Origin of the sequence: Marinobacter manganoxydans MnI7-9 (assembly GCF_000235625.1) — a bacterium.
In the GTDB taxonomy this organism is placed as follows: Bacteria; Pseudomonadota; Gammaproteobacteria; order Pseudomonadales; family Oleiphilaceae; genus Marinobacter; species Marinobacter manganoxydans.
Genome location: NZ_AGTR01000044.1, coordinates 18,549 through 38,219, shown reverse-complemented (window position 1 = coordinate 38,219; position 19,671 = coordinate 18,549). Strand labels below are relative to the sequence as shown.

The window sequence follows — 19,671 nt, the reverse complement described above, 5'->3', positions numbered from 1 at the left end:
ACATCCATGGATGCCATAACATCGAAAGCCGGGCAGGCCCCTGCTGCGGGCGCACGACCAGTTCCCATGAAGAAGGTGTTGCTGGTCGATGACCATGCCCTTTTTTCCCAGGGGTTGGCGGGCCTGATCCGTCAGGAAGGCTTGGCCGAATCCGTTGTGATCGCCAGCACCGTTGAGGGCGCCTCGGATTTGTTGGTCCGTCAGGACGATTTTCAGCTGATCCTGCTCGATATCGCTTTGCAGGGCGAAACAGGATTGGCGTTGTTACCCAGGCTGGCAAGCCACAGGGAGCCACCTCCGGTGGTGATCATTTCCAGCAGTGAAGACGAAGCTACGGTAAGAGCTGCGCAGGCAGCCGGTGCCAGTGGCTTTCTGGCGAAATCTGCCGGGCGGTCGGCGCTGGTGAGCATGGTCCGCTCTGTAAGCCGCGGTGAGAGGTATTTCCCTGGCGGTAACGATCCTGTGGCACCGGGGCTGTCGTTGACCCCGAGGCAAATGGACGTGCTCCTGTTGTTGGCCCAGGGCTTTCCCAATAAACGGATTTGCCAGAGCCTGAATTTGACGGAGCACACGGTGAAAACCCATCTCAAGGCGATTTTTACCCAGCTTGGTGTTCACAACCGGACAGAATGCGTGAATCTGGCGCGGGCTCGTGGGTGGTTGTGACGGCCGCGGGAAGCCGGACCCAGAACACAGACCCCCCGCCAGACCTCGACTCGGCGCCGCACTCTCCCCGCATCAGCGCAACAAATTCCTGAACAATGGTCAGGCCAAGTCCCAGACCCGGATACTCACTGGGGCCTGCGCCCCTCACGTAGGGTGAGAACAGGTTATCCACCAGCCCGGGTGGCAGGCCGATGCCGTCATCCGCGACCTCCAGCAACACATGTGAGCCCATGGCTTTTGCTGACAGGGTAACGGCCGTGCCGCTGCTGTGTTGCACCGCATTGAATATCAGGTTCTGGAGGATCCGCGACAACAGTGATGGATCCGCCATAACCTGAAGATCACTACCCGGGTGGTCAATCCGAACCTCTATCTTGTTATTGCCAAGCGAGTCCGCCAGCAAATCGTTGAGATCCCGGAATACCGGTGCCAGTGTGGTTGGTCGGACAACGGCTTGCACCATGCCCTCGTTGAGCCGTGCGCTGTCGAATACGGTGCCCAGCAGGCGCCGGAGATGACGAATCATGTCCCGCAACTGTTGGGTGGCCGGGTGCGCTGCGGGGCCGTCTTTGCTTGGCGACAGGCTTTCCAGCGTTATGTCGATCACGTTCAGAGGCTGGCGCAGGTCGTGGCTGGCTGCGGTGATCAGTTCCGTTTTTCGCCGGCTCTCGTCGCGGGCCGCCTGATGCATGTGATCCAGCAGCTTGCGGTCCAGAAAGTGCGCTCGGTGGCGGTATTCACTGGTCCACGCGCCAACCATGCCGATAAGGTTGGCCGTGGTCAGGAAAAACAGGTTGGTCGCTATGTCGGAGCCGGACATACCGCTCCAGAGTTCGGTCAGAAGGTAGCCGACGATCAGAACAAGCGAGACCATGGACGCGCTTAAGAACGGCAGCCCCATGGCAAAGTATCCGAACATGAGCATCAGGATCATGCCCTCGTAGGGCAGCGGAAAGGCAACCTGTCGCGCGGCGGCAATGATTGCGACCACGCTCAGGCCACCTACGAGGTAGGCCAGGGTATAGATGCGCTCGAAGAGCCTGTCCGAGGGAGACGCGCGGTAGGCGAGCCAGACAACTGATGCAATCACCGGGCAGGTGACGGCGAGCCGGATGGAGACCGTGACCTGAGCCAGTTCTGGCGGCAGGGTCAGTGCATCCATAACCGCGTAGATCAAAAAAAGGAACAGGCCGGCCACTGAAACGGGCCGGGCTCGCTGTCGGATCAGTCCGGACCGGGTTCGCCGGTAAGCTTCCTCCAGATCGGGCGCAAAGCGCAGGTTCCGAAATCCGGCGGCCTGTTGTTGTCTGATCTGCTCGGTTGTCATGGCCATTTCCAGTGTCGGGCAGGTTTCTGGATTGTATCCGCCCCGGCCGACTGGCTTCGCGAACCCGAGCACATTCCGGTCAGCCGTTACCGAGCATCTTCAGCCGTGCCCAGGTTCTGTCCTGCTCATCCGGGAAATGCTGTTCCAGCAGAGCTTCTTGCTGTTCCTGGATGTCGGCCTCGGTCAGACCCGAGGATTCCTCCCGTTCCATCGCGTCCCGGAACGCATCGGAGCGCTGGTCGAAGCGCTTACGCTGCTTGAGATACTTTACGACGCTCTCGACACCGTCCGGACCCACGCCAAGCTCTTCCAGTTGCCTGCCGGCGGCTTCCGGAGACGAGGCAGATTCAATGGCTGCTGTCCGGGCCTGTTGTTGTCGGCTGCTCGCGTGAAGGTGTTTTTCGGTTGTCCTCAATTCCTCGGGCAACTGATTGCGGTGCCACTGTACGAGTGCCTGTTTGCCCTGTTCGCTCAGGTCTGTGCGCTGCTGAATGGCCAGTGTCGCCAGTGTGTATTCGCTGTAAGCCTCCTCAAGCCCGAAGAAAGCCCGGTGGGCATCAGGGCTGAAGGTGCTGGCGCGCAGTTCTTTCAGCTGTGCCAGGGCATCGCCCAGCGCCGTCAGCTGATAGCCCGGATCCTCCGTTCGGGCTGGGTCGAGTCGGGTTTGCAGGACTTGCAGTGACGCCTGCTTATAGGCGAGATACTCATCGAGGAGCGCCAGCGCCTGGGTGGAAGCGGGCTCAGGCAAGTGGTTCCTGGCCATGGTTTCGATCTGTTGAATGGCTGTTTCCGGAGTCACCTCGCCGACCGTGCTGAGGAAGTAATCGAAAAAGTCACGCACCCGGAGATTGATAACCAGCTCGCCGTTGTCATCGGCTGTCAGGGCGCCGTCAATTTGTGTCCCTGATAGCGACGCCGCAAACGGGGTCGGCCCGAGGGAATCAGGAGTTCGGGATTGCTCCTGTCCAGAAGAAGGCTCTTCCGGGACCGCTTTGGCGCTGTGCTCGGATGCTGGCGTTGGCGACTTCGCCGGGGCCGCGGATGATGGTGGCATTGAAGCCGAAATTTCGGCGTTTGTCTGGGCTGTTCCGGCAAGGCCATACCAGAGAGCACCGGCGACCAGGACGGCCGCCAGTGCACCCGGGAACAGCCACCGACGCGCTTCGATGGATGTCCGCTTCATGGTCACCTCACAGACCGCGGTTTTTAAGCCGGTTGGCCTGGGTGCGGTAAAGGGTGACAGGGTTGGTCCACAGAGAACGGGCTCCGAGAAGGTGGTTGATGGCGTCCACGTGGTTCATGTCGTAGTGGGTGCCGATCACCCGGCCCATCATGGTTGAGCAGACGCCTACCAGCCCGTCATTGGGCTCGCTGCCAAAGGCCAGTGAAGTGATACCCAGGAACGGGTCGGTAATGTCGAACGCATTGGTCCACACGCCCCGGCCGGTCCAGGAAAAGAACTTGATGCGATTGCCGTCTATCCAGACATCCTCGCTGGTTCCGGCGCAGCTATTCCGGTTCACGCCTTTCCAGCCAAGGGCATCGTTCAGGCTGGTTGTACCAGGTGTGGTGAGGGTCTCCAGCGCCGCCAGCCCGTTCTGAGGGTTGTCTGCTCCGGACAAGGCATTGATCAGATCGCCCAGGGCGTTGGCGATGGCGTTGGCGCCGCCTTCGACATAGCTACCCGGCGGAAGGATTCCCCGGACCACATCGGCCACTTTGGAGCCCTTGTTAACGCCGTCGATGGAGGTGATTGAGGCAATACGGTGAGGAATCAGGGCTGCAGTCACCCGGGAGGTAGGCGCGCCCTGGCTGTGGGCCATCAGGTTGACTTTGGAATGGCCGAGGCTGTTGACGTAGTTCGCCAGTTGCTGGCCCCGCTGCTCACTGCTGTTGACGAAGGACACGCTGGCGGAATAGACCTGTGCGCCACTGCGCTCAAGATTCCAGGGAATGGTATGGAAGTAGTTCACCAGGCCGCCGATGGTGTTGAACCCGGTGACGCCGTGAACCAGGACAATCGGGTGGCGGGTCTGGGTGTAGCCGGCGTGGCTTGAAAATGAGGCGGACAGCAAGGCCAGCCCCAGCACAACTGCTGTGGTAAATCGAATACGCATGTGTGACTCCTGTTGTTTTTGTTGACGGCTGCATCAGGCAGCCGACGGTCGTCGATGCGTTGTCGATTATTGGTATGTCAGGAGCGATCAGGAATCGCCCAAATGGGTGAGGACAGGAAGGCTGCGTATTCAGGAAAACCGGTGGGGTTCCAGTTCCATATGCTGAATACGCTGGCCCAGCATGATGATGCGGCCGGTGTAGCGTTCCTCGCCGGTAGACGTGAAATCGAACAGGAAGCGGCGCCATACGCGGATCCGGCCCTGATCGTCGCGTTTGAACCAGAGACCACGGAGGAATACCGCGTCATCCAGCAGCATCACGTCCATGCTTTTGCAGTAGCGACGCGCGGCCTGCAGCACGAAATCCTTGATGGCTTTGGCCCGCCACCAGTACCAGACAGCGAATCCGGCCACGAATAGCCAGAACAGGGTTCCAAGAGTCACGGTTGCAGCGATCTTCCACGGTTGCTCAGAGGGTTGATCGCCAGCCTACCTTATTGCGTCGGCTCGGGGAATCGTTGCCGGTTCCGGGGCGCTGGTGCCGGCAGCAGTCGGTCGCACAGCATCTGCAGGAAATGACTGGTCAGCAATTGGGCCTGATCCACGTTATTGCCCAGGTGTTCCGACTCTTCCCGGGCGTTTTCACTGCTCTGTACCGACCGGTTTCCGAGTTCCAGAAGCCTTGCTGCCTGCCGTTCCACCTGAACGCTCAGTGCGGCCTGCTCTTCCGTCGCGCCGGCTACCTCGTGGGTGCAGGAGGTAATGACATCCACATCCCTGAGCGTCGCCTCCAGCGTTTCGCTGGCTTCACTGGCAATGCCGGCTGTCTGCTCGCAGCAGCGTGTTCCGTTGTTGATCACCTCAACCACTTCCCGGGTTTCGGTCTGCAGGGCTCCGATCATCTCATCGATCTTGCGGGTGGATTCGTGGGTTCTCAGCGCCAGGCCCCGAACCTCATCGGCAACCACGGCGAAGCCGCGACCTGATTCGCCGGCTCGCGCCGCTTCGATGGCGGCATTGAGAGCCAGCAAATTGGTCTGCTCGGCGATGTCGGAGATCACATCCAGAACCATGCCAATGGCATCGCTTTTTTCGGACAGCGCCTGCATGCGGTCATTGGCCACAGAGAGCTGCCCGCCAAGCTCGGACAGCGACTGATTCATGGATGTCATCTGCCCGCGACACTGGTTGGCTGACTGGCGCGCGTCGTCCGTTGCGTCGTGGGTCCGTGCGGTCAGTTCGCTGACCCGCCGCACGCTTTCCGCCAGCTCCTCAAAAGCACGGGTTATGTCCTGGATATCGCCCTGCTGGCTGCGGATGCTGGCTACAGAGTTGGCGACCCACTCGACGGTCCGCTGTTTCCGGCCGTGGAGCTTGCCCACATTGGCGTGCATGCGGGCGGAAACGGCCCGAAGAACGGCATCCCGTTTCTGGCGATCAAATTCGATCCAGGCACCTTCATCCCTGCGTCCGGTATAGATCCAGGGCATGGCCGGGTGGGTCTCGGTACAAGCCGATCTGGCGCTGCGCATCACAGGAAGGGTAAGCCAGACCAGTACCGCGAATACTGCCAGCAGCAGCCCTTGCAATGTCACTAGATGGGACAGGGCGAGCTCTGAAAGTCCGAACCAGAGCAGGGCAACCGCCAGCAGTCCATACAGGCAGCCCAGTTTCAATGCCAGGGGCGGACTGACTGCAAGGTATCTGCGGGGGACTTTGCCTTGTTTCCAGGCCGAATAAAGTTTCTCCGCCCGGGCAACCTGATCTGGTCGGGGGCGTGTGCGAACAGACTGGAACTCAACAATCTCGCCGTCTTTGCGAATTGGCGTAACAAAAGCGTCCACCCAGTAATGATCGCCGTTCTTGCAGCGGTTCTTCACCATACCCCGCCAGGATTCGCCGGATTTAATGGTTTGCCAGAGATTTTCGAATGCCCCCGGCGGCATGTCCGGATGCCGTATCAGGTTGTGGGGCTGGCCGACCAGTTCGTCAATTGTATAGCCAGCGACTCCGGCAAACTCTTCGTTTGCGGCGGTGATCTTGCCCCGAAGGTCGGTGGTGGTGATCAGGTGGTAGTGGTCCGGGTAAACCTGTTCTTTCTGAGTGACCGGTTCGTTGACTCGCATGGCGTTTCCTTGCACGGGTCAGTGTTTTTCTCGTTGTTGGCCTACTATCAACCCGTTCTTTTGTCCTGAATATCCGGTTATTGCAATAAATGAAAATATGTTCATCTATTTGCTGTTTCCCCTGGTGGTTTCTCGTCTTTTGCAATATGTGGCTAGGTTGGCGACAGATACTGCTTATGCTGGTGGGTGGAACTGATCGGACATGATTCAGGGGCTGCTAAAAAGGAGTGAGCAGTGCATGCAGGCATTACAACAACAAGATTTCAGGGCTCTCGTCGACAACCACCCAAAAGCCATCATGCTGGCAACCAGGGAGCCAAGAATTCTTTACGTGAACGAGAAATTCCGTTCAGTCACCGGCTACCGGTCGGACGAGGTGCTTGGCCAACCCCCTTCTGTGCTCAGCTCGGGATTTCACTCCCGCGAGTTCTATCAATCCATGTGGAGGGCCATTGGTCATAAGGGGCGCTGGGAGGGACTGGTCTGGAATCGGCGCAAGAACGGCGAGACCTATCCACAGTGGTTGATGATCTATCCGGTTGAGCATGAAAACCATCGGTTTTACGCCGGCGTTTTCATGGATGTCGGTGATATGACGGCTGACGATGAGCGCCTCGCCTCGCTGGCCTATTACGACCCGTTGACCGAGCTGCCCAATCGCGCGCTGTTTCAGGAGTTCCTCAAGGCGCGTGTCTCACAGAGGGTAAAGGACGGTCAGGCGTTTGCGGTGCTCTATATCGACCTGGATTTCTTCAAGTCCGTAAACGATTTGCATGGACATGATTGTGGTGACCGGGTTTTGCAGCAGGCAGCTCTATGTATCCAGAGTGTGCTTCGCCGCGGGGATGTCGTGGCCCGCCTGTCGGGTGACGAATTCGCCGCTATCATCGAGCTGCGGAATGATGATGACCTTGAGAGCGTGTGTCAGCGGATGGTTCAGAGCTTCAGGGCGCCAGTGATTGTCGATCATCGCGAGTATTTTTTGTCGTCATCTGTTGGCGCCGCCGTCTATCCGGACCATGGCAGTCAGGCATCCGAGCTTCTGCAGAACGCGGATCGGGCCATGTACGCAGCAAAGCTTGCGGGGCGGGCCTGTTTCCGGATTTACGATGCGGTCGACACCGAACAGGGTCGGCAGGCCGAGCTGCTATCCGAGGCGTTAATTGTTTCACTGAAAACGGCACCGGAGGAGTTCACGGTTGTTTACCAGCCACAGTACCACCTCGATACCGGCAAGATGGCCGGGCTGGAGGCACTTCTACGCTGGACCCACCCCGAATTCGGTGCCGTGTCACCCGCTGATTTTGTGCCGATCGCCGAACAACGAGGCCATATCCACGAGCTAACGGAGCATTTGGTCCGTTGCATTGAGTCGGATCTCTCCGAATTCCCCGCCTCATTTCTCCGTGGTCTGCGGCTTGCTCTCAATATTTCGGCCCGGCAGATCACGGACTCCCGTCTTGAAGCCCTCTTGAATCCACTGTTCGAGAGAATTCGAGCAGTGGGTTGGCGCCCTGAAATCGAGATTACCGAAACCCATTTGATGAATCTTTCACGTCAATGTCTCGACAGGCTGGCGGAATTCTGTGAGCAGGGGGTTGTCGTCGCCATTGATGATTTTGGCACAGGTTACTCTTCGCTTGCCTACCTTCACACGTTGCCAGTTCAGGTGCTGAAAATTGATCGTCAGTTTACTCAAAGACTGGGTGGGGAATCGCGAGATTCACGCATCGTCTCCGCGATTTTGGCAATTGCCGATGCCCTTGAACTGGAGGTGGTTGCTGAGGGAATCGAGAACGCCGAGCAGCACGCAAAACTGAGAGAATTGAAATGCCAGAGAGGACAGGGATATTTGATGGCGCGGCCGGCTCCCTGGAGAGTATGGAGCGCCAATCTGATTGACCACAGTCAAGAGAAGAGCAAATAACCCTAAAATTCACAGGGTTTTGCAAGATATGGCTAGTGGGAAAGTGTTGCCTCCTATAGAAGTAGCCCAATATTTTGTTTCAGGGCTCAAATGAGAAAGACATCTCCAAAACCGGATCTGGACGCGTATTTGAGGCTGAATAACGCCTCATTTGAGGAGTGGATCACCGCTCTCCGTGTGCTGTCTGGCTGCGACGATATAAAATGCCGCCCGCATTCGGGCGACGGCAGTATTGGTTCTCTCTCTGCTCTTGATAGTGCGCGCGGTCGGGTTATTTCGCTCAAAGCCAGCAAAGGGATAGACGTGTCGGGTTTTCGTTCAACCGAATCTGTCCTGTTATTACCCCGAGAAGGGGTGCCGGAAATCGCCATTCGGGGAGGCCTCTGGCGGCCTCTGGACCGACTGCTTGTACTTGTTCCACAAGACAGGTTCGAACTTCGTCTGGCACCTGGAACAAAGGTTATGATCCTGAGGCCAGATGTTGGTGCTCTGGGTGACTGGATCGCGCAATCATCTGATCAATGTCTTACCGTTCTTGAAGCAATAATTGACTGTTACCTGGAACGTTTGCCATTTGTTCGGGGGGATGAACAGGCCAGGCAGTTGACGAACCGCTTTTTCGATACGTTGGCGACGCCCTGGACACCCCGGAAGGCAGCTGTGTGTTCGGAACGCAACCTTGACCGCCGTTTGCAGCGAGTGGTCGAAAAAATCATGCAGGATCCTGCCTGGGAGTTCGACCTCAAGGAACTGGCAAGTTACGCCGGGGTCAGCGAGCGGAATCTCTACTACCTGATGAAGCGGGAAACGGGTATTACGCCTTATCGGTTCTATCAGAGGGCTCGATTGACCCGGGTTCGGGAACGGTTGGTTGACTGTCAGTGTGAGGTGCCACACATCTCCTGGTACGCCGCGGATGAGGGGTTTTCCCACCTTGGCCGATTTGCCGCCATGTACCGTGAGCATTTTGGGGAGCTGCCCAGCGAAACCGTCCAATGGCGCCGTAACCTGCTGCGACGCAGCGTTGCGTCCGCGGAGGAACTTGTAGAGACGTGATTGTCTCACGCAAAAAAAGGCCCGGCGCACGTTGCCGTGGCCGGGCCCGATACCTTTCTTCCTATCAGTCGGCCGGAGCTGACTTTTCCTCAGGTCCGGACCCGTTGCCATTCTCCCCGGCGGCTGAGCCGTGATGATCACGGCCCAGCAGGATATAGAACGCCGGTAAGACAAAGATAGTGAACAGGGTGCCGATACCAAGACCTGCGCTGATGGTCAGGCCGATGGCAAAGCGGCTTTCTGCACCCGGGCCGATGGCAATCAGCAGAGGCACCATGGCAAAGATCAGCGCCAGTGATGTCATGATGATTGGCCGCAGACGAATGGCGGCAGCCTCGATGACCGCGTCCACTTTGTTAAGCCCACGCTCCTTCTGCAACTGGTTGGCGAACTCGACAATCAGGATACCGTTCTTGGACACCACCCCGATCAGCGTGATCAGACCCACCTGGGTATAGATGTTCATGGTGGCAAATCCGAGCACGATGAACGCCATTGCCCCGGCTACCGACATGGGTACCGAAACCAGGATGATGAACGGGTCCCGCCAGCTTTCGAACTGGGCTGCCAGAACCAGGTAGATGACCAGCAGCGACAGGAAGAAGGTCACCATCAATGCGCTGCCCTGGGTGGCCAACTGTCTTGTCTGGCCGGTGTAGTCGTAGGTGTAACCCTGCGGGAACACTTCGGCGGCGGTCTGCTCCATGAAATCCATGGCAGTGCCAGCGGCCACCCCGGGCATAACCACACCCTGAAGGGTCAGCGAGTTCTGCTGGTTGAACTGGGTCCGGTTGGATGGCTCAACGTCCTGGGTGAAGCTGACGACGCTGCCCAGCGGCACCAGTTCGCCGTTGTCTGCCCGAATGTAGTACTCATTGAGGGCCTGGGCGTCCAGCCGGAACTGCTGATCTACCTGCGGAATGACCTGGTAGGAACGGCCCTCCATGCTGAACCGGTTGATGTAGCCGCCTCCGAGCATGCTCGACAGGCTCTGGCCGACGTCCTGCATGGACAGGCCAAGGTCCGCCACCCGGTCCCGATCAACGTTGATACGCGTGATCGGACGATCAAAGTTGATGGACTTCTGCAGGAACATGAAGTTACCGCTGCCCATGGCTTTGCCGAGCAGTTCGTCAGCCACCTGGTCCAGCTGTTCATAGTTGTTGCCGGTGGTGATTACGAACTGGAACGGCAAACCGCCGCCGGAGCCCGGCAGTGAGGGGCGCGGGAAGACTGCGGTTTGCAGCCCGGTGACGTTTTTGAGCTCGGCATCAAGTTTGGGCTGGGCCTCAAACTGGCTGATTTCCCGCTCGCTCCAGGGCGCCATCTTGAAACCACCGAATACGGCATTCGGGCCGGTGATCCCGATGATCATGAAGTCTTCGTTGTAGCCCGGAACCGTCGACATACGCTCCTGGATTTCATCGCCGTGCTCCAGCAGGTAATCCAGTGTCGACGTCTGTGGGCCAAGCCCCTGATAGAACAGAATGCCCTGGTCCTCGGTGGGAGCCAGCTCGTTCTGGCTCATGGAGACCATGAAATAGATTGAGCCCAGCACCACGACGGCGAAGAAAACCACGACCGACTTGGTTTGCATCAGTGAGCTCAGGGCCGACTTGTAGGTGGCGGCGAGGCCGTTGAACGTTTTCTCTACCAGGTTTTCGAATTTACCCGGGTTGCCGTGGGGTTTGAGAACCTTGCCCGACAGCATCGGAGAAAGCGTCAGGGCAACAATGCCGGAAATAACCACGGTACCGGCCAGCGTGAAGGCGAACTCCGTAAACAGGGAGCCAACAAGCCCGCCCATGAAGCCGATCGGGGCGTACACCGCCACCAGGGTGGTGGTCATGGCAATGATGGGAACCGCCATTTCCCGCGCACCATTGATTGCGGCGTCAAAACGGGATTCTCCCTGCTCAATGTGCCGGTGAACGTTCTCTACCATGATAATGGCGTCATCCACAACGAGACCGATGGCGAGAACCATCGACAGCAGGGTAAGCAGGTTCAGCGAGAAACCGAACATCAACATGATGAAGGCGCCGCCAATCAGTGACAGCGGCACCGCAACCGACGGAACAATCGAAGCCCGAACCGAGCCGAGGCAGAGGAACACCACCACCAGAACGATGATCATGGCTTCCAGCAGTGTCTGGATAACCTCGTTGATGGAATCTTCGATAAAGTCTGAGGCGTCGTAAGCCAGGCGAACATCCAGGCCCGAAGGTAGTTGGCTTTCGATGTCCGGCAGCTCGCCCTTCACCAGGCCGGCGACGGTCAGCGGGTTGGCTCCGGGGGCCAGTTCAATCGCCACGTAAGTGGCAGGCTGTCCCTTGTAAAGAGCCAGTTGATCGTAGGTCTCCGAGCCCAGTTCGACTCGGGCGATGTCCTGCAGTCGGATCTGGGTGCCTTCGGACTGTTTGACGACAAGGTTGCGGAACGCATCCGGATCAGCGACGTCGGTGTCGCTGGTCATGCTGATTTCGGTGTAGGTGCCCTTGGTGTTACCTACGGCAGCCTGGTAGTTGTTGGCGCGGAGCTTTGCGACTACCTCCTGCGGTGTCATGTCGACGGCCGCCAGGCGCTCCGGATCCAGCCAAACCCGAAGGGCAAATTTACGCCCCAGCAGTTCGGCCTTGCCGACACCGGAAAGCGCCTGCAGTCGGGGCTGGACAACGCGGGTCAGGTAGTCGGTGATCTCGGGCACCGCCAGCTCGTTACTGTAGAAGGCGATATACATCAGGGCGGTTGAGTCACCGGTGGTGGAGGTGATGACCGGGTCCTGGGCCTCCGCCGGCAGAACGTTGCGCTGGCTCGCCACCTTCGCCTGGATTTCAGCAAGGGCTGCGTTGGCGTCATAGTTCAGCACCATTTTGGCTTCAATGGTGGAAGTGCCCTGCGAGCTTGTGGATGTGAGATAGTCAATGCCACTCGCCTCGGCAATGGCCTGCTGCAGCGGCGTGGTAATAAAGCCTTTGATCAGGTCGGAGCTGGCACCGGGGTAGGCCGTTGTCACGGTCACCGTGGTGCTTTCAAGCTCAGGGTACTGCCGGATTTCCATTTCCATGGCCGCGCGGGCGCCCAGAAGCAGAATCAGCAGGCTGACCACCGTCGCCAGTACGGGACGGTGGATAAAAATGTCGGTGAAGCGCATTACTCAGACGCCCCCTGCTTCTGCTCTTCGTCCTGAATGGCAACTTTCTGACCTGCGCGCAGGCGCAGCAACCCCTTCTCTACAACGGTTTCACCGGCTTCCAGCCCGGACAGAACGGCTACGCGGGTGTTGCGGGTTTCGCCGGTGGTTACCGTGCGACGATTAACCACCAGATTCCCGTCGTCATTCTCTTCAACGACAAACACAAAGTCGCCGTAAGTGTTGTAGGAGATGGCGGTGCGCGGCACCGTGACTACCTCGTTGTCTTCCGGTTGCTGCGTCAATACGGTGGCAAACATGCCAGGGCGTAAGAGGTTGTCCGGGTTAGACAGCGTGGCGCGAACCCGGACAGTCCGGGTCTCCGGGTTAACCGAGGTGTTGATTGCGCTGACGGAACCCTCGAAATCCTGCTCCGGAACAGCTGCGACGGTGGCGACCACCGGATAGCCTGTTGCTACGTTCGGCAGGTTTTTCTCGGACAGGGTATAGTCGACATAAATCGGATCCAGCATGTTGATCTCGACAATTGGGGTGCCGGTGGCAATGTATTCGCCCTGGTCGACCATCCGGATACCGAGCGTGCCATCGAAGGGCGCGCGGATAATTTTCTTGCTCAACTGGGCCTCGGCTTCATTGACCCGCGCGCGGGCGGCGTCGAAATTGGCCTTGGCTTCATCGTATTGGGACTGCGACACTGCGCGCTTGGGTAACAGGTCGGATACCCGTTTGAATTCCTGCTCGGCCAGTTGCGCCTCGGCACGGCGAGTGCGAAGGGCAGCCTCATCAATGGCGGCGTCAATGCGGATCAATACATCGCCCTGTTTGACCACGTCGCCGGATTCGAAATTGATGGCCTCAATCACACCGGGTACCTCATTGGCAACCCGGATGCCGTTAATGGCTTCAACACTGCCCACGGCCTTGATGGCCGGTGTCCAGGCTTCGTTCTGAGCCTCAACGGCGGAAATCTGCGCCGGCGGTTGGGGCTGGGACATCTGCTCTTGCATCTGGCCAAACTGGTAGAATTTGTAGCCGAAGATGCCTCCGAGCACTACGCCGAGAAATATAATGACGATCAGAAAGCGGGAAGCAGTGCGCATGATTCGGGTCCTGAGGATCTGTGTCAGATTTTGGGAAGCATAGCATCCTACAAAACAGGGTCGCTAATGTCACCGGGTTGTAAGTATTTCTATCTAGACTTCGGATTGGTCAGATTTGACAGATATCATGGTCGTTTTCTTGGCGGGGGGTTTTCCGCGCAGGGCACTGGTAATGTAACAGGCGACAGTGACAGAATTACGACGGTATTCAGGGTGAGGATCAACAATGCAGTGGATTCTGGGAATCGCGTTGGCAGCCGCCGTGTTTGTGATTCTGAAACAATGGGGTGCGTTGTCCGCCGAAAAGAAGAAGGCGGCCACCTGGAAAGTTATCCTGGTCGTGGGCGGCGCACTGCTGGTGTTTATGGTGCTAACGGGCCGGATCCATGTGCTTACAGCGGCGGTGGCGGCCGTTATTCCGCTGTTGCGCAAACTCCCCGCCTTGTTGAAGTTTGCCCCTGAAATCAACCGGTTCATGGGGTCGAAACAGCGGGAAGACGGGCATGCGCAGGGGAACGATCACGCTGGTCCGGGCGCTGATCTGGTCGGCCAGATGTCAGAGCGCGAAGCCTGCGATATCCTCGGCGTGAAAGCCGGTTGTGCCGAGGAGGACATCGTGATGGCCCACCGCCGGCTCATGCAGAAACTGCACCCGGATCGCGGCGGGAACGACTACCTGGCGGCCAAACTGAACGAAGCCAAGCAGGTCCTGCTGGGCAAGCGCCACGCCTGATATCAGGGCAAAACGTCGACCCGCACTTCAAAACTCCGGTTCTCGGACCGACTGCTGTTCACCTGATAGGTAATGCCACTGCGCTCCTGGGTTGATCGGGTTGCGGTGCTTCCCAGTGTTACCCACTGTCCCGGCTCCACACGCCGGATGGTGACTACAGCCTCCGTTTCGTAGCCGTTCAGGTTTGCCGGTTCTTCCTCGAAGGAAACAATGCTCAGTTCGACCGCCTGATCAGAAATAACCTGGGGGCTGACCAGAAAGCCACTGCGCGTTTCGACCTGCTGTAGAAAGGCAGCAGGATTTCGGCCACCACGAACAGCGACGGGGATTGTCCGGACCTGGCCCGAGGTGATGTGTGCCGACTGGCCATCCTGCATGATCACTGATCGTTCCTGAGCGCTGCCGGTACTGGTAACGCGACGCTCTGCGGATATTCCTGCCTGCCCGTTGGACGCGGAGATGCCGGCACCTGAGCGCTTGCCGCCGCTGTCGGTTCTGGAGCGAACGGTGATCCGAACCTGGACTGGCGCTACATCCAGCGTTTCGACAAGCCGTCCGATTTCCTCCAGCAAGGGCGGTTCGCCGCGCACCACCAGTTGTTGCCCCCTTGCAGTCACGGTTACGGGCGAGCCCTGATAGAGCTCGCGGATCTGCACCGCCACATCGTCGCCCGGCCTGTTGTTGAGCTGGTAGGTGCGGGACTCGGCCTGGGCCAGAACCTGGCTGGAGATCAGCCCAAGCAAGAACGCCAGGGCCAGCTGCAGAGGATATCGTCGGACAAAATAGACCATTGATTGCTCCCAACCCTGATGTCGGTGGTGAAAAAACTCCGGCATGCGGGTTGCCAAGGTGAAAACCGTGGGTATATATTGAAAAGCATGAAGACGACACACGCGACCTGTCAATTGAATGTTTTGCAAGCTTTCGGCGCCAAGCCGGCGGCTGCAGTCGCTGCTGTGTTTTTCTGGTGGTTTGGTTATGGCTTTTATTTTAGCCAGAGCCGGGGCCGCCCATAGGATCTTCATCGAACGAATAACGAGGAAGGCAGCCCGGCAGAAAACCCAGGCTGCCACCGGACTCGAAAAGCCCCGACTGGTAGCCCACCAGCCGGGGCTTTTTTGATTCTGACGCAGGGAAACGGAAGCACTGACATGAATATGTCCTTGAACACTGAACTGACACACCAGGTAGTCGGATCACCGGCCACCCACCGGGAAGAAGTGGTTCTGCCAACGCCGGCGGAGCTCAAACTTCAGATGCCGGCCAGCGACGACATTGTCCGGCAGGTCGACAAACACCGGCAGGCAATCCGGCAGATTCTGCAGGGCAGCGACACGAGAACGTTGATCGTCATGGGGCCCTGCTCCATCCACGATGAGGTGGCGGCACTGGAATACGGGGAAAAGCTGAAAGCGCTGGCGGATGAAGTCAGTGACCGCTTCCTTGTCGTTATGCGGGCCTACCTGGAAAAGCCGCGGACCACGGTGGGTTGGAAAGGGCTGTTGTACGATCCGGAGCGCACCGGATCAGGCGATCTGAATGAGGGGCTGCTTCGTTCCCGTCGCTTGTTGCTGAACCTGGCGGCCATGGGGCTGCCGCTGGCCACCGAAGCCCTGAGCCCGTTCGCAATGGATTACTTGGGCGATCTGGTGAGCTGGACGGCTATTGGTGCCCGAACTACCGAGTCGCAGGTGCATCGGGAGATGGTCAGTGGGCTACCCATGCCGACCGGCTTCAAGAATGGCACCGATGGTGGTGTCGCCGTCGCCACCAATGCCATGAAATCGGCTTCCCATCCCCATCATCATCTTGGGGTTTCGGCAACAGGCGCGCCGGTCATGATTACTACTCGGGGCAATCCCGACACCCATCTGGTGTTGCGCGGTGGCCGCGGTATCACCAATTACGATGCGTCCAGCATTGAGCAGGCTGTGGGCGCCCTGGCAGAGGCAGGATTGTCCACAGCCGTCATGGTGGACTGCAGTCACGACAACGCCTGCAAGGAGTCAGAGCGACAGCTGGATATTGCCCAGGACGTGATGGCGCAGCGCCGCGCCGGCAACCACCATATCCGGGGTCTGATGCTGGAAAGCTTTCTGGAGCCGGGGCGTCAGGACGACGGCGAAGATCTGCGCTACGGCTGTTCGATCACCGATCCGTGTCTGGGATGGGCGCAGACGGAGGCTCTGATCCGCTCACTGTAGACAGCAGTAGCTGTCCGGCGAGCAACAGGAGAACGCCGCCCATCAGCCGGTCGAGCCAGTGCCCGAACCGGTTAAACCCGTGGCGGACACGGGGCAGGGTAAAGAAAATGGCAACCATGGCGAACCAGAGTGCCGTGGCCAGGGCCATGTAAATGCCATAGCCGGCCTGGAGCACAATGGGTGTGCCTGGGCTGATCACAACAGAGAAAAGGGACACAAAGAACAGCGTTGCCTTGGGGTTCAACGCGTTGGTCAGAAAGCCCAATCGCAGGGCTGCAATACCGGACTGTCCACCCGTCGGATCCTGTTCCACATGAATGCCGCCGGCCCTTGCCTGCAGGCACTGGACGGCAATCCAGGCAAGGTAAAGTGCCCCCAGCACCTTGAGAACATTGAAGAGCATGATCGATTGCTGGATCAGCAGGCCAATGCCCAGCAGTGAATAACAGACATGCACCAGAATGCCCCCGCCGATACCAATGGCGCTTAGCAGCGCGTTTCGTCGGGTCTGGCACAGAGCCTGTCTGAGCATCACGGCAAAGTCCGGCCCGGGACTGGCCACTGCCAGCAGGTGGACAAAGGCTACCGTCAGAAATTCCGGCCAGTAACTCTGCATCTTCCCAATTCCTCCGTTGAGACGTCCGTTGCCTGAAAAGTCTGACAGCATAGGCGGAATCGGTGCGTTTTTCATCGTGTGGGTGAAACTTGTCACGGCTTCTATACTGGGGGCACAGCCGTCCCAATCTTCCCTGTTCCCGATTCCGGGAATGCCTGTCAGGAGACCCTTGTATGGAAAAGCGAACCGTAGACGTTGCCATTATCGGAGCTGGAACCGCCGGTATGGTGGCTTACCAGCGCGTGCGCAAACTAACCGACAAGGTTGTGCTGATCGAAGGCGGCCATTATGGAACCACCTGCGCCAGAGTCGGGTGTATGCCGAGCAAGTTGTTGATCGCGGCCGCTGATAACGCTCATCAGATGCAGCTTGGTGAGCTTTTCGGCGTGTCTGCCGGGGATATCAGGATCGACGGAAAGCGGGTGATGGAAAGGGTGCGAAGCGAACGGGACCGCTTTGTTGCTTCGGTGATTGATTCGGTCGAGAAGTTTCCGGATGCGCATCGAATGGAAGGCCACGCCCGGTTTGCCAGCCCGAATCGTCTGGTCGTCGACGGCAATGTCGAGGTTGAGGCGGGGCGTATCATCATCGCCACTGGCTCCCGACCCAATGTTCCCGGGTTCCTGAAAGATGCCAAGGATCGGCTGGTTGTAAACGACGATATCTTCGAATGGCAGGATCTTCCCGATTCGGTGGCAGTCTTTGGCCCGGGGGTGATTGGTCTGGAGTTGGGCCAGGCCCTGAGCAGGCTGGGTGTGCGTGTCCGTATGTTCGGGGTTGGCGGTTCGGTTGGTCCTATCCAGGATGAAACCATCCGGAATTACGCGCTGAAAACGTTTAATGAAGAATTTCCTCTGGATCCGGATTCGGATGTAAAGAAGGTTGAACGTGTTGAAGAGGGCGTTGCCATTACCTTTGAGAGTGGCAACGCCGGTGCAACGACGGAAACCTTCGATTACCTGCTGGCGGCTACCGGGCGTCGTCCTAACGTCGACGGGCTGGATATCCAGAACGCCGGTATTGAGCTGGATAAAAAGGGAGGGCCCCTGTTTGATCCCCATACCCTGCGCTGTGGCCAGAGCCACATATTTATCGCAGGCGATGCCAATAACAGTCTGCCGCTGTTGCATGAGGCAGCCGACGAGGGCCGGATCGCGGGCGATAACGCCGGGTCATACCCGGATGTGCGAACCGGGCTTCGCCGCACGCCGTTGGCCGTGGTCTTCACCGATCCGCAGATTGCGACGGTGGGGCTGACGATTCACCAGGTTGATGAGCGCTGCCGCGGCTGTTTTGCCGTTGGAGAGGTGTCCTTCGAGGATCAGGGCCGCAGTCGGGTTATCGGCAAGAACCGGGGCCTACTCAGAGTTTATGGAGAGCATGGAAGCGGCCTGTTCATGGGCGCAGAGATGTTTGGCCCGGCCGCGGAGCATATTGCCCACCTGCTCGCATGGTCTGCCCAGCGAAGGCTGACCGTCACCGAGATGCTGGAAATGCCCTTTTATCATCCGGTTATCGAAGAAGGTCTGAGGACCGCACTCAAGGACCTGAACCGCAACCTCAGCATCGGACCGGCGCCAGAGGAGGGTTGCACCGATTGCGGGCCGGGTGTCTGAACCGGCCCTTAAAAGGAATCAACAGATATGAGGCCTCGCCTCGCTCAGCGTTCCCTCTGGAACCCTTGTATTTCGCTGGCGCCGCGCCCAGATCTTTTCGTGGAAGAAATAGGCAACCGTGTTGATGGCCGGTTCCACCATGGCTATGAGGCTTCCGATGAGCAGGTCACCAGTGAGCAGGTAAGCCACGGTAAAAGCGACGGTAAAATGGGTGAGGGCGAACGTTACCGTCTTTATCAGCGACTGGTCGCCATTCGTGCCATGGTTGTGTACGAATAGTTTTAACGCGCTCATGGTTGTCTCCGGTGTCGTTCTTTAATGTGATCATTAGACGCCGGGTGAGAATGATTGTTAAATGAAATGTATTGAGATGATTGATAGGTTAGAGCTATCTGAATTTCTTCTTCTATAGGGTCATGCATCGCTCCTATTATCGAGATTAGCAAACTAAACTTCCTGACGACCGCCGATCAGGCGTATATTCAGATATAAACCTGTTATATAACCGCGAAGGAGAAGCGTTATGGGTAAGAATTTCATTGGTCTTGATACCGAGAAAACGGCAAAGCTTGCTGATTCCCTGAATGATCTGCTGTCCAACTATCAGATCTTTTATATGAATGTTCGCGGCTACCACTGGAACATCAAAGGCGACAACTTCTTTGAGCTGCATGTAAAGTTCGAGGAGCTCTACGACGATCTGCTACTCAAGATCGACGAGATCGCAGAGCGGGTTCTGACGCTCGGCCATCGCCCGGCTCATGCCTACAGTACCTACATAAAGCGTTCGGAAGTGCCGGAGCGAAAAGATGTTTCCGACGGCAAGGAAGCGATGGACAACATTGTCGAAAGTTTTGCCAAGCTGATCGGCAAACAGCGGACACTGCTCAGTCTGGCCGGTGAAGCGGACGACGAGGGTACCGTTGCCCTGATGAGCGACTATATCTCCCAGCAAGAGAAGACGGTGTGGATGTATCGCAGCTACCTCGGTCACTGAGCCGAGTGCGCTGAATGAATGGCGACCCTGCG

General features: G+C 58.1%; 17 protein-coding genes. 7 read left to right on the top strand and 10 right to left on the bottom strand.

The window, feature by feature from the left end; translation table 11 throughout:
• The first annotated feature begins 6 nt into the window (after window positions 1–6).
• A complete protein-coding gene (locus KYE_RS21155; RefSeq protein ID WP_008173353.1) occupies window positions 7–666 on the top strand; it encodes a response regulator in 660 nt (219 codons plus the stop codon).
• On the opposite strand, the gene KYE_RS11255 is transcribed toward KYE_RS21155, so the two are convergent.
• The 5 genes from KYE_RS11255 to KYE_RS11235 all read right to left on the bottom strand — a co-directional run bounded on the left by KYE_RS11255 (window position 599) and on the right by KYE_RS11235 (window position 6,236).
• Complete coding sequence (locus tag KYE_RS11255; RefSeq protein ID WP_008173352.1) at window positions 599–1,993, bottom strand: sensor histidine kinase; 1,395 nt, start codon at window positions 1,991–1,993, stop codon at window positions 599–601. The two genes, KYE_RS21155 and KYE_RS11255, sit on opposite strands and share 68 nt — an antisense overlap.
• Before the next feature lie 79 nt (window positions 1,994–2,072).
• On the bottom strand, window positions 2,073–3,176 hold the full coding sequence (locus KYE_RS11250; protein WP_008173349.1) for a lipase secretion chaperone: 1,104 nt from the start codon (window positions 3,174–3,176) through the stop codon (window positions 2,073–2,075).
• A 7-nt stretch (window positions 3,177–3,183) separates the two neighbouring features.
• Window positions 3,184–4,110, bottom strand: coding sequence for an esterase/lipase family protein (locus KYE_RS11245; protein WP_008173346.1), 927 nt, complete (start codon window positions 4,108–4,110; stop codon window positions 3,184–3,186).
• Between the two features lie 129 nt (window positions 4,111–4,239).
• Window positions 4,240–4,554: a DUF3301 domain-containing protein gene (locus KYE_RS11240; protein ID WP_008173344.1), complete on the bottom strand. Its 315-nt coding sequence runs from the start codon at window positions 4,552–4,554 to the stop codon at window positions 4,240–4,242.
• Window positions 4,555–4,604: 50 nt separating this feature from the next.
• Complete coding sequence (locus KYE_RS11235; RefSeq protein WP_008173343.1) at window positions 4,605–6,236, bottom strand: PAS domain-containing methyl-accepting chemotaxis protein; 1,632 nt, start codon at window positions 6,234–6,236, stop codon at window positions 4,605–4,607.
• A gap of 238 nt (window positions 6,237–6,474) precedes the next feature.
• Here KYE_RS11235 and KYE_RS11230 point away from each other — a divergent pair, with 238 nt between their 5' ends.
• Both KYE_RS11230 and KYE_RS21965 read left to right on the top strand, forming a co-directional pair.
• A complete protein-coding gene (locus KYE_RS11230) occupies window positions 6,475–8,163 on the top strand; it encodes a putative bifunctional diguanylate cyclase/phosphodiesterase (RefSeq protein ID WP_008173342.1) in 1,689 nt (562 codons plus the stop codon).
• 462 nt (window positions 8,164–8,625) lie between these two features.
• Complete coding sequence (locus KYE_RS21965) at window positions 8,626–9,219, top strand: AraC family transcriptional regulator (RefSeq protein WP_227497821.1); 594 nt, start codon at window positions 8,626–8,628, stop codon at window positions 9,217–9,219.
• Window positions 9,220–9,283: 64 nt separating this feature from the next.
• On the opposite strand, the gene KYE_RS11220 is transcribed toward KYE_RS21965, so the two are convergent.
• Together KYE_RS11220 and KYE_RS11215 are read right to left on the bottom strand one after the other, a co-directional pair.
• Window positions 9,284–12,373 (bottom strand): efflux RND transporter permease subunit, encoded by a 3,090-nt coding sequence (locus KYE_RS11220; protein ID WP_008173340.1) that lies wholly within the window; start codon window positions 12,371–12,373, stop codon window positions 9,284–9,286.
• On the bottom strand, window positions 12,373–13,473 hold the full coding sequence (locus KYE_RS11215) for an efflux RND transporter periplasmic adaptor subunit (RefSeq protein ID WP_008173339.1): 1,101 nt from the start codon (window positions 13,471–13,473) through the stop codon (window positions 12,373–12,375). The genes KYE_RS11220 and KYE_RS11215 overlap by 1 nt, the downstream gene beginning before the upstream one ends.
• A 226-nt stretch (window positions 13,474–13,699) precedes the next feature.
• On the opposite strand from KYE_RS11215, the gene KYE_RS11210 reads away from it, so the two are divergent.
• The gene (locus KYE_RS11210; protein ID WP_008173338.1) at window positions 13,700–14,206 is read left to right on the top strand and encodes a hypothetical protein; all 507 of its coding nucleotides are present in this window, start codon (window positions 13,700–13,702) and stop codon (window positions 14,204–14,206) included.
• Between the two features lie 2 nt (window positions 14,207–14,208).
• Here the strand turns inward: KYE_RS11210 and KYE_RS11205 are convergent, their stop codons facing one another.
• Window positions 14,209–14,997, bottom strand: coding sequence for a secretin N-terminal domain-containing protein (locus KYE_RS11205; protein WP_008173336.1), 789 nt, complete (start codon window positions 14,995–14,997; stop codon window positions 14,209–14,211).
• Between the two features lie 360 nt (window positions 14,998–15,357).
• Between KYE_RS11205 and KYE_RS11200 the strand changes: the two genes are divergently transcribed.
• Window positions 15,358–16,410, top strand: coding sequence for a 3-deoxy-7-phosphoheptulonate synthase (locus KYE_RS11200; protein WP_008173334.1), 1,053 nt, complete (start codon window positions 15,358–15,360; stop codon window positions 16,408–16,410).
• Here KYE_RS11200 and KYE_RS11195 read toward each other — a convergent pair.
• The gene (locus KYE_RS11195; protein ID WP_008173332.1) at window positions 16,355–17,026 is read right to left on the bottom strand and encodes a LysE family translocator; all 672 of its coding nucleotides are present in this window, start codon (window positions 17,024–17,026) and stop codon (window positions 16,355–16,357) included. The two genes, KYE_RS11200 and KYE_RS11195, sit on opposite strands and share 56 nt — an antisense overlap.
• Before the next feature lie 173 nt (window positions 17,027–17,199).
• Here KYE_RS11195 and KYE_RS11190 point away from each other — a divergent pair, with 173 nt between their 5' ends.
• A complete protein-coding gene (locus KYE_RS11190; RefSeq protein ID WP_008173330.1) occupies window positions 17,200–18,642 on the top strand; it encodes a dihydrolipoyl dehydrogenase in 1,443 nt (480 codons plus the stop codon).
• Between the two features lie 18 nt (window positions 18,643–18,660).
• Here KYE_RS11190 and KYE_RS21150 read toward each other — a convergent pair whose 3' ends face one another.
• Window positions 18,661–18,936 (bottom strand): DUF2061 domain-containing protein, encoded by a 276-nt coding sequence (locus KYE_RS21150; protein ID WP_202945859.1) that lies wholly within the window; start codon window positions 18,934–18,936, stop codon window positions 18,661–18,663.
• A gap of 229 nt (window positions 18,937–19,165) precedes the next feature.
• On the opposite strand from KYE_RS21150, the gene KYE_RS11180 reads away from it, so the two are divergent.
• The gene (locus KYE_RS11180; protein WP_008173327.1) at window positions 19,166–19,639 is read left to right on the top strand and encodes a Dps family protein; all 474 of its coding nucleotides are present in this window, start codon (window positions 19,166–19,168) and stop codon (window positions 19,637–19,639) included.
• The last annotated feature ends 32 nt before the right edge of the window (window positions 19,640–19,671 follow it).